Annotated in this window: 11 protein-coding genes; 2 read left to right on the top strand and 9 right to left on the bottom strand. The window is 39.7% G+C overall.

The window, feature by feature from the left end; all coding sequences use genetic code 11:
* Positions 1-553: 553 nt before the first annotated feature.
* From ACI35L_RS09440 to ACI35L_RS09405, 8 genes are all read right to left on the bottom strand, one after another.
* Complete coding sequence (locus ACI35L_RS09440; RefSeq protein WP_439802745.1) at positions 554-1,375, bottom strand: Cof-type HAD-IIB family hydrolase; 822 nt, start codon at positions 1,373-1,375, stop codon at positions 554-556.
* A gap of 386 nt (positions 1,376-1,761) precedes the next feature.
* Positions 1,762-2,235, bottom strand: coding sequence for a hypothetical protein (locus tag ACI35L_RS09435; protein ID WP_049670829.1), 474 nt, complete (start codon positions 2,233-2,235; stop codon positions 1,762-1,764).
* Positions 2,236-2,708: 473 nt separating this feature from the next.
* Positions 2,709-2,990, bottom strand: a complete 282-nt coding sequence (locus ACI35L_RS09430; protein ID WP_049670828.1) for a YokU family protein — start codon at positions 2,988-2,990, stop codon at positions 2,709-2,711.
* A gap of 2 nt (positions 2,991-2,992) precedes the next feature.
* On the bottom strand, positions 2,993-4,399 hold the full coding sequence (gene ablA / locus ACI35L_RS09425) for a lysine 2,3-aminomutase (protein WP_049670827.1): 1,407 nt from the start codon (positions 4,397-4,399) through the stop codon (positions 2,993-2,995).
* Between the two features lie 250 nt (positions 4,400-4,649).
* Positions 4,650-5,294 (bottom strand): SDR family oxidoreductase, encoded by a 645-nt coding sequence (locus ACI35L_RS09420; RefSeq protein ID WP_439802744.1) that lies wholly within the window; start codon positions 5,292-5,294, stop codon positions 4,650-4,652.
* 28 nt (positions 5,295-5,322) lie between these two features.
* Entirely contained in the window at positions 5,323-5,901 is a 579-nt protein-coding gene (locus tag ACI35L_RS09415) for an RBBP9/YdeN family alpha/beta hydrolase (RefSeq protein ID WP_049670825.1), read from the bottom strand.
* 139 nt (positions 5,902-6,040) lie between these two features.
* On the bottom strand, positions 6,041-6,616 hold the full coding sequence (locus ACI35L_RS09410) for a nitroreductase family protein (protein WP_049670824.1): 576 nt from the start codon (positions 6,614-6,616) through the stop codon (positions 6,041-6,043).
* A 163-nt stretch (positions 6,617-6,779) separates the two neighbouring features.
* Positions 6,780-7,733, bottom strand: coding sequence for a peptidylprolyl isomerase (locus ACI35L_RS09405; RefSeq protein ID WP_439802743.1), 954 nt, complete (start codon positions 7,731-7,733; stop codon positions 6,780-6,782).
* Positions 7,734-7,951: 218 nt separating this feature from the next.
* Here ACI35L_RS09405 and ACI35L_RS09400 point away from each other — a divergent pair, with 218 nt between their 5' ends.
* Positions 7,952-8,407: an OsmC family protein gene (locus tag ACI35L_RS09400; protein ID WP_049670823.1), complete on the top strand. Its 456-nt coding sequence runs from the start codon at positions 7,952-7,954 to the stop codon at positions 8,405-8,407.
* A 116-nt stretch (positions 8,408-8,523) separates the two neighbouring features.
* Here the strand turns inward: ACI35L_RS09400 and ACI35L_RS09395 are convergent, their stop codons facing one another.
* On the bottom strand, positions 8,524-9,678 hold the full coding sequence (locus tag ACI35L_RS09395; RefSeq protein WP_439802742.1) for a cyclically-permuted mutarotase family protein: 1,155 nt from the start codon (positions 9,676-9,678) through the stop codon (positions 8,524-8,526).
* A gap of 928 nt (positions 9,679-10,606) precedes the next feature.
* On the opposite strand from ACI35L_RS09395, the gene ACI35L_RS09390 reads away from it, so the two are divergent.
* The gene (locus ACI35L_RS09390) at positions 10,607-10,765 is read left to right on the top strand and encodes a hypothetical protein (RefSeq protein WP_439802741.1); all 159 of its coding nucleotides are present in this window, start codon (positions 10,607-10,609) and stop codon (positions 10,763-10,765) included.
* The last annotated feature ends 74 nt before the right edge of the window (positions 10,766-10,839 follow it).

Here is a 10,839-nt window from a genome sequence, read left to right as displayed (position 1 = left end):
TGTGATTAAGCAGACAATTTAACTTGGTTAATTTCTTGTGAATCATTTCACAATAAAATCGTAAATCATGTTTTTCTGTTCGTCAAACCATGTTCCGCACCCTCAGAAAACAACTATTTTGTGTAGATAATTTACGACAGCTTTCGTGGAATATTAAATTGAGGTCACAGAATCGATTGAATCCTGCTGCATTTGTCGTTCTAATGCAACAAACCTCAAAACCGATACCCTAATCCTTATTTTTCATTAGTGACTACCCACCTCTATTCAGAAAAGTCATATTTATAAAAATACCAGTGATATAAAGGCTTTTAATCAATAGAATATAGCCAAAAAAAAATATTAATTTTTTTTATGTATTGGCTTATACCGTGCTTTTCGCAAATTAACTACAGCAGTCTCTCTATGAATCCAACCGTTTTATTATGTCCCATCTATCAATATTTTTATTTATTCACACAATCATGATAATGAACATAAACAAAAGGATGATTCCTCCATAAGAGAAATCATCCTATCATTCTTGTATGCTATTAATATGAGTGAGAATAGATTAAACCAAAACAGGTGCTGTAAAGATAAACTCCTCAACCACCTTTGCAATCCCATCATTCATATTCGTATCTGTCACATAATCGGCTATTGCTTTAATATCGTTATTTGCATTGCCCATCGCTACGCCAAGGCCAGCAAATTCAATCATTTCCTGGTCATTATAACTGTCTCCAATCGCAATCACTTCCTCGCGTTTAATTCCGCACGCGTCAATCAATTGCTTTAAGCTTGTCCCTTTCGTTACGCCAAGCTCGGTGAATTCCAAGAAGTATGGTTTGGAGCGCATGATGCTAAACCTTCCATTCAATTCCTCTTGGAGCATCGTTTCTACAAGCTTTAGCTTTTCCGGTTCATAGACCATTAAGGCTTTCACAACCGGCTCGCTTACGGCTTCTTTGAAGCTATCTACAACCTTTATCGGCAGCCCTGTTAATTCAGATTCAATGCTGGTGAACTCGTTATCATCCTCTGTGACGATTTCATCACCTACATACGTATGAATATGAACGCCCTCTCTGCGGCTAAGATCATAGAGGCCGTGCACCTCTTCATGCGGGAGTGTACTGCTGAAGATTTCTTCACGTGTCTTACAATTGATAATTTTTCCTCCGTTAAAGGAGAGGATATAGCTTCCGTATTCAGCTAACGAGAGCTCTTCAGCGATATGCTGCATGCCAAATGTCGGACGTCCTGAAGCGAGAACGACCTTCACTCCCCTCTCCTGGGCATCCATCAAGGCTTGCTTCGTACGAGGTGAGATGGTTTGGTCATCTCGAAGTAACGTATCATCTAAATCTAACACAATCATTTTGTAAGTCATGCTGTCATCCCTTTCTTATAGCACAATATCATTATGGTACTATAAATCACGTCAAAAGGGATGAATAAAATCAAATTCTTTTTCTAAGTATGGCGTCTAACAGCCTATCTTTTGTATTTTCACTATCGTCTTTAAATCTAAACCAAGATAAAACATACAGTCCAATAGTAGGTATTGTTAATTATCCTATATACACACCATCCTATCTGCCTCACCTACTACTCTAGCCACGCATTCAACGTATAACAAAAGCTCCCAATCCCCTTAAAAATCAAGAAATTCGGAGCTTTATGTTAGTCACTAGTTTCTACAATTCTAGTAAAAATTTATAATACATAAGGTATAAAAACATTCATTGAAATCTCAATTCTATTATTCGCAAATTTTTACGTAGTTGGTTTTTTGTCAAAAAACATATTTAAATCAGTTTTATCGGTATCATAGGCTAATGCGTCATGAATACTATTTTGTATGATTAGCATTTTACTCTTTTCGAAGAAAGGCACACTAATGATATAAGGGTTGCCGGCCTTTTCAACCAACAATACTGTTTGGATGCCGCTTCCGGCCATTCCAACGCCAAGGATCAGAAGAATTAATCCAAGAACAAAACTATCTCCCATACTGCCGAATCCGAAAAGAATCGCAAGTAATCCTAGTATAATTGGTTTAAGTTTATAACTGGTAGATAAGGTTGTCCCTGAAATATTCTTAAGAGGAATGCTTTGTTGATCCTTCCCTGCAGGAATGAATCCCAATATGGTGTTAGATAAATTCGTTTTAACAAATCGATTATCAACCTCTATTTTCCCTTTTACCCAAAAGAATAATAAACTGATTGAAAATTTAACCTCTTTCATTTTTCTCACTCCTTTGTATAGATAAGTTAATATTATATTTATATTATATTTTTACCCGCTATAAATTTATTTTAATCAAAAAATATTTGTATATAAGAATAAATCTAATCTTTTCATTCACACTTTTCACAGGAAAAATACAATGCTTATTAATCCAGTGAATTCCCTTGTAAATGGTTATATTAGATAATAATTTCATCGTCACCCTCTCGTCTATATACTTTTCTAAAGGTTAATCTAAAAAGAAGGCTCTGTTAATCTTACGTGTTGATTTTCGTTGCAGGCGGAAAAACCAAGGGGCGATCTAGGAGCCTCTTCGATGCTTTTTACATCTGTGCGAACTCCCCTGTCCGCTGCTCCCCAATAGTCAACCGCCTGAAACATAAATCAACGGTGCGTAAATATCAACTTTCTTCACCAAAAAGAAAAAGGTTCAACCCCAAATAAGGGCTGAACCTTTATCCATTTATCAACTAGCTAAAGTCGAAATAATTCCTTTTCAGCAATCTTTTTTTCTCCATAAGCTCCTGAAAAGTCAGGCTTTTCTCAAGCTCCTTCGTATCAATCAAAAATAGCTGATCCTCAATTTCCTTCACCTGTTCATCTGTTTGATAAATCATGCCGCATTTTGCGCAGCTTATGGAGGGAACCTCCGTAATTTGGACAGTATTGGTTCCATCAGGCAGCTCCCAATAAACAGTGTCTGTTATTAGGCTTGCTCCAGCTTCTTCACACCATAGGCAGATTTGGCTCATCGTTATTCCCCGCCTTCATTCGTTGCTAGACTGGGCTTTTGCTGCGCTTTATATTTTTTCTCCTTCAACTCATCCCGCTTTTCACGTCTGTCCTTCAAGGAAGCATGATCAGGTGCCTGTTCATAGGTTTCCCTTTTCTCATAACGCGGGAGGTTCTTTGGTACGAGATTAAACTGTTTATCATGCAATAAGCCTAGGACGCCATCACCGCGGTCTTCTTCATACGTACCATAGATTTCCTGAAAATACCCATCTGCTGTTCCCGCCGTATAAGATTCTGGCTCTGGATAGGTAGTAATGACTCCCTCATAATTCCTGAGAACCGTCTTATCTGGTGATTGGGAAAGGATATAATTTGGCTGGAGTGATATTTTTCCGCCGCCGCCAGGGGCATCCACGACGAATGTTGGAATAGCATATCCGCTCGTATGTCCTCTCAATCCTTCAATAATCTCTAGGCCCTTGCTGATTGGTGCCCTGAAATGGGAAATGCCTTCAGATAAATCACATTGATAAATATAATACGGCCTTACTCTTATTTTGACGAGATCATGCATGAGCTTGCGCATAATTGGGACACTGTCATTGATGCCTGCCAGGATAACCGCCTGGTTGCCGACCGGCACTCCTGAATTCACAAGCATTTCACAGGCCTTCTTTGATTCCTCCGTGATTTCGATCGATGTATTAAAATGGGTATTCAGCCAAACCGGATGATACTTTTTCAGGATATTGCATAGATTCTCCGTAATCCGCTGTGGAAATACAACAGGAGCACGGGTACCGATTCGGATAATCTCGACATGCGGTATGGCTCGTAAATTCTTCAAAATATATTCAAGGATACTATCATTGATTAATAATCCATCTCCACCGGAAATGAGCACATCCCGCACAGCCGGGGTTTCGCGGATATAGCCTATCGCTTGGTCTAACTGCTTCTTTGGTACGCCCATTCCAATTTGGCCGGAGAATCTCCTTCGCGTGCAATACCGGCAATACATGGAACATTGATTCGTCACCAAAAATAAAACCCTGTCCGGGTAGCGGTGCGTCAAACCAGGTACCGGCGAATCCTCATCCTCGTGAAGCGGGTCCTCTAGGTCATACGGCGTTTTATATAATTCCTTTCCAATCGGGACTGATTGCATGCGCACTGGACATCGTTCATTATCCGGATTCATTAATGATGCATAATAAGGAGTTATATTCAGGGGAATCGTCTTCGTCGAGATGCGGACTCCCTCTTCTTCCTCAGGTGTGAGATTAATGACCTTCTTTAAATCCTCCAAGGTCTTGATCGTATGGGTCAGCTGCCAGATCCAGTCATTCCATTGCTCCTCTGTAACATCCTTCCAGAGCTCGATATCCTTCCAGTGCCGCGTTGGTTTGTACAAATCATATTTCATACACGATACCTCCCCATATTTGCAGGACAAATATTTTCTCTCTTTTTTACTATCTATATGAGAGCAGTTGGGCAAATGTGTATATGACTCACAAGAAAGATGGAAAAGCTTTCTTTAGACCTACTTTTACATAGCCTTGAAATAGACGGGGAAGGCAGAATGAATAAGGTTATTCCTGCTTTATTACAATTAGGCATTTAAAACTCAAATCAAAAAAAGGCTGACCATAAAGGTCAGCCTGCCCAGAGGATTAAAGATTTTTCACAGCTTCATCAATTTTTGTATCACCAGAAATCAGATTAAACGCTTTTCTGTATGTCGGTTCAGCTGTCAGGGACGCAACTACCGTACGAGCCACATCCTCTCTAGGAATTTTGCCATATTCGAAATCCGTTCCCGCCCACACATTTCCTGTTCCAGGTTCATTTATGAGTGCGCCCGGACGGATGATTGTATAATTTAATTTGCTTTGTTCGAGTGCTTTGTCAGCGTAATACTTGGCAACATAATAAGACTTGATTTCCTCGCTCCAATTCTCTCGCTTATCAGCACCAATTGCGCTTATCAGTACGAAACGCTCCACACCAGCCTGTTCAGATGCTTCCATCATTTTGATGGCACCGTCTAAATCAATCAGCAAGGTTTTATCAGCGCCTGTACTGCCTCCTGAGCCGGCAGTAAAGATGACGCCGTCCACTCCTTGAAGGACTTTAGCTAGTTCATCCACACTATCCTCAAGATTAGCCAGCACAGCATCGATTCCTTCTTTCTCGAGACTTTCCTTCTGCTCATTCTTCCTGACCATTGCCACAGGAGAATGTTCCTCAGATTCCTGTATAAGTTTAACCACTTTTTGGCCAATTTGTCCGTTCGCTCCAACTACTAATACTTTCACATGCTCAGCTCCTGTTCACGTGTAATAATCAGCCTTCTCGCATGAGTTTCGCCTCATTCTCTTTTAGACAATAATCGAGAATCCAGGGCCATGGGCCATAGCCTGAATCAACATTGATATGTCCCATATTCAGCACAATTTTCTGCGGAATGCCCATTTGGCTGAAATATCGGCTCTCTTCGACCGAACAATACGGATCATTAGTCGATTGAATCTGCAATGTATCGGCATAAGGCTGATCTTTCTCTATACCCTTAATGTCCAAAGGGAAAAACGCTTGGATACATTCATGCTTATAATAAGGGGACGGCGGTGCGACGAGCACAACACGGTTCACGATCCCAGGGAGTGTTTGTTTTCGATAATGCAGCCAAAGAATACAGCCAAGGCTGTGAGCGATGATCGTTAACCTCTCATCTGTTCCGATCCTTTGGAAGGTTCTATCCAACTCATCAAGCCAATCCGATAATTTCGGATGGTCATAATCCGGCAGGGTCGGATAATAGACCGTCTTCCCTTCTTTCACCAGTTCATGGCTGAGCCAGGATTGCCAATGTTCCGGCCCGCTTCCGCCAAGACCGTGTAAAATTAAGTAGCTTTCAGTCATATCATGACCCTCCTTTTTATTTCATACTAAGTTTATCAGATTAATACATTTTATGTCTATTCATATTCCCTATTTTGTTCAAATAAAAAACCCTATCCATGTCTAAAAGACAGTGGATAGGGCTTCCCTTATCGATGGTTCATCCTTCGCTGTGCCATTCTGTTACTTCATCGACGGTCTTTCTTTTTGCAGGAGCTGGAGTCATGTCCGGATAGCCGATATAAAGAAATCCAGTAACGGCTCCTTTTTCACTGAGTCCGAAAGCCTCACACATTGTTCGTGTGTAAAGCGGCTTGCCCGTCCGCCAAACTGCCCCAAGTCCTAAAGCATGGGCAGCAAGCAGCATATTCTGAACAGCCGCATGACCAGCGGCAAATTCTTCTTCCCTAATGACCTTATCGTTTTCAACCGGCTCAACTGCGGTGACGATAATCACAGGTGCCCGGTATGGCTGCTTGCTGATTTTCTCAAGCCTTGCTTGATTTTCCTCCGTATGAGGATCATCCATAGTAGCTTGAAGAGAGGCTGTTAGTGCATCACGCAGCTTGTTCCGTCCATCTCCCTCAAGAACGACAAATCGCCACGGTTCTGTTCTATGATGACATGGCGCCCATGTTCCGGCTTCAATAACCTGCTCAATTAATTCCCTTGGAACAGGATCCCCTTTAACCTTGCCGATACTTCTCCTTGTCTTAATTGCTTCGAATAATTCCATCCTTCTCTCTCCCATCAATTACTTCCCTTTTTTGAAAAGCACCAATACAAATATATACATTTAAAAGCGAATTATCAAAAACTTCAGCCTCTTTTTATTCATCCATACAAAAAAGCCGGATAAGCGGCCCTGTTGATTAGGCTGCGCTATCCAGCTTTCATTTTTAGATATTTTTTTGAATATCATATTCTGTTTTTAGTTCTTCAACCCATGAGCTGTATTCCGAAGAAATTTTCGCAGCTAAAGCAGCTTCTTTTGCATCTTCTTTAGACTCTTCATAGGTGGATTCTTTTGCTTCTTTATAGTCAGTAGCTGTGATGATGTGGTAGCCATAGTCTGTTTTGACGATATCACTAATTTCGCCAACTTTAAGGGCAAATGCCGCCTTTTCAAACTCTTCTACCATTTCACCTGATTTAATGAAGCCGAGTTCACCGCCATTTTTAGCAGTGGATTCGTCAGTAGAATATTCTTTCGCTAAATCAGCGAAATCTTCCCCAGCTTCCAGCTTATCAAGTACTTTTTGCGCTGTTTCTTTGTCTTCAACTAGGATATGGCTTACTTCAATAGATTCTGCTGTATCATAGTCATCTTTGTTTTCTTCATAGTAGGCTTTTACTTCATCATCTGTGATCTCAATATCTTTTGCCATTAATTTTTCAATTTTGATATTCGTTTCAATATCCTCTTTCAAATCAGCCAATGTTAGTCCGCTTGCTTCTAAGGCGGACTTCAAACCTTCTTCACCGCCATAGTTTTCTTCATATACAGCCACTTCATCGTTGATTTCACTGTTTTTCACTTTAATATCGCGTTTATCTGCTTCTTTATCAATGACCACTTTCGTGACTAGATTATCTACTGCAGCGGAACCGTATACGTTTACTAAAGAATCGTATAACTCTTCCTTTGTAATTCGTTCGCCATCCACCGATGCGACCGTTTGTGATTTCACATACGCATAAGCGCCTCCGGCTATAGCTGCAACAAGAACAACGGATGTTGTAATACCCGCGATCATTTTCTTGCTCATTTTCTTTTTCTTCTTCGGTGCTTTTTCCTCTTCAACAAGCTCTTCTTGTTGTTCGTTCTGATCCTTGTTTTGCTCGTTCGACATGTTTGATAACTCCTATCACAATGTGTTTTCTATGGTGTTACTATAATCATATAATGTGTCAGCTATATGTCAAATGGTAAATATAATTCGAAAAATATTTTCGACTTATTTATATTGTGTAGAAATAGACCGGATTATTCCACTAACGGGCAATATCCTCCTCTCTGAATACCAAGATAAGGTAAAATGAACATAGTCGTTATTAAGGAGGAATTCGTTTGGCTGAACACCATTTTCATTTAAAAGCTCATTGGCCTGGTCTGCGAAATGATTCAGGCACAATCGAGGCAGGAAACTTAAAAACCAACATCTCCATCCCTGCAGAGATGGATGGTCCCGGCATAGGGACAAACCCAGACGAAATGCTGCTAGGCGCCGCATCAACCTGCTACATTATCACCCTAGCAGCGATGCTGGAACGCAGCAAGATTGAGAAAGAAGATTTGACGATGGAATCTGTCGGTGTTGTCGATGTCACCAATGGCATATTTACCTATAAGAAAATTATTCATCGTCCGACCATCACCTTAAAGGCCTCTTCCTCTGAGAAGGAAATTGATCTCACCAGAAGACTAGCTGAGAAAGCAGAGAAATCCTGCATGATTAGCAGGGCAATTATGGGAAATGTGGAACTGCAACTCGAGGTGACCATCAAGAAAGCCGTCTCTATCTAAAAGACGGCTTTTTTGTTTGCTTTTGCATCATTTTACTGCACAAATAAAGTGGCTGGAATAAAAGACTTCCAGCCACTCTATCAGGACAATAAAACTCCCATTCTCTTTTTAAAAAGTTACTTATAAGCTATGGTTCCCGAATAAATGGCATTCGTCCTTACTCCCGGTTTTATTTCACCATTTATAGAATAAATCATGTTCCCCATTAAAACTAACCCTTCACCACAAGGTGCATCAAAGGGAACCTTACCTACTGATCTCCATGTGTTCTTTTTTGCATTATAGATTAATATATCTTTATTCCAATTAAATTCATACGGATCGGCTGTAAAATAGGCCTCTCTGAACACTTGTAATTCTTCTCCCTGTAAAGTAGTTAAATTTTTCGTTGCGTCATCATATACTTCTTTATTAAATCCTCCTATTACCATCATTTCATCATTGTTTAATTTCACTGAATTGGCGCCTAATAAAGAAAGTTGTTTATCCCCTACCGTTACAGAAGAAACTTTTGACCATGAATTCGTTTTAATATTATATTTATATCCATCTGTATAGGCAACAGACCCGCCACCGCTAAATACATAGAGATCTCCATTTAACAATTGGGCTACACTTTGATTTCTTACACTTTCACCTGGCATCGGTGCTAATTCTTTCGTCTTAGATGTTTTGACATCATATTCATATAATTTATTACTGCCTGTCCCATTCTGTTTACCAAGTCCAATGTATAATTTTCCGTTTTTCTCCACCGCGATACCGTCGCTTATCGTGAAGGGTAAATCTCCTATTTTTTTCACTTTTAATTTTTTATTTTTATCTATAGTAAATAACGTAATATCATTCGCACGTTCTTGATCCGGACTTCCCCCAATATAGTAGACTCCTTCATTAGTTGTTATGGACGAACCATATCCTATCTCATAATCAAGATTCGTATGTTGAACCATCGTTAGTTTGTCTTTTTCTTTTTTAAGTACGTATATATCGGAATAATGCTGCTTCACCCCTCCATTTAATACTGACTCATAAGGAAAATTGGCTCCGCCTCCAGTAATGACATAATCTTTATAAGAGCCCGATAACATCCCTGCTGTCCCTATATTTTTTTCAAATCCTGTTTGGGCCTCTAATTCTCCTGCATGCTCCCATGCTATTTTTTTCACGGATTTTGCCTTTCCAGATGCGCTCGATTCGTCTATCTTCATTTCGTTTAGACCAACCAGCATAAGCATCATGGCCATCACTGCTACTAAAAATTTTTTCATAACAGACTCTCCTCTCAACTATAAAATGGTTATCTATTGCTTGCCATGACTTCACGGTACAAAACATTATTATCTACCTTTATGGGACTATTACCTCGAAGTCTTACACCCTCATTCTCCAATAAATCAAAATCAAGCACTCGTTTGAAAGCGCTATCACTCTCTGGCCAGGAGATAATTAATCATGGCTATGCCATTAGCTTCTGTTACTTACTAGTGGTTGTTTCAGAATGCAAACTTTTGAACTGTTAGGGACTTTTTATCTCCGCTTCGTTCGTATTCTTTCTTATCATGGTTCGTAAAATTTTTTATGCAAGGAACTTAAGTGATGTTATGACTGATATGGGGGGATGGAATCATTTATTGCCATATGATTTGATATGTGGGTTTTTTGAGGTTCATAACGTTTGCTGGTCTATCATTATTATACGAGCAAAGTCTGTCATTACCGGATTATGAGGATGGTGAGATTGAGATTGGCTACCCTTGATGATTTTCATGTTTTCTAGCTAGCTTCTAAAGGGCTTGGGTCTTATACAAGAGGATGCTAATGATACCCTCTCTAAGGGTGATAACGTAAGTACATTACATTCGTTTTAATTGGGAATTATTTTTTTGCGTAAAATAGTGCAGGGCTGCTATTTATATTTCAGTTGAATATTCACTCCTCTCTATAATCATTAATCGCTCTTACAAGTAAAAATATACCAACTAAACAAGACTTTGTAAATAATCTTCTTCATTATTTTAAATTTCGAAAAAAAATTCCATCTTTAAAGCGCCGAACTTCCTAGTGATAAAATCATAATCCCTTTTTTACCTAAACAGGTTCCCCGCTTCCATCCAGCAAAACAACTCAAGTCTATAGGATACTCAGAGAGTTTATTGAAATAATACTAATGTTAAGCCAAAAATGAAGGAGGAACTTATGCAACAGAATAAACAAGTAAACAAGAATACTGGCTCTATCACGGAACCTGGCTTTTCAGGAACTGATCCACAAAAGGTTAAACAACAAATCAAAAAGGATGTAGCAGCAGGAGTGGGGGCAATGACTTCTCGAGAGGCAGGAGCCATGCGTGATTAGAAGCCATTTTTCATCTCAAAAGAAGAAGAGCCGATTCCCTATAGAACCGGCTCTCTCCCCTTCTTACACTCGGA

Source organism: Pradoshia sp. (genome assembly GCF_051873915.1).
Classification (GTDB): Bacteria; Bacillota; Bacilli; order Bacillales; family Pradoshiaceae; genus Pradoshia.
Note: the sequence above shows the minus strand (reverse complement) of the source record. Positions and strands in the feature narration are given on the sequence as shown.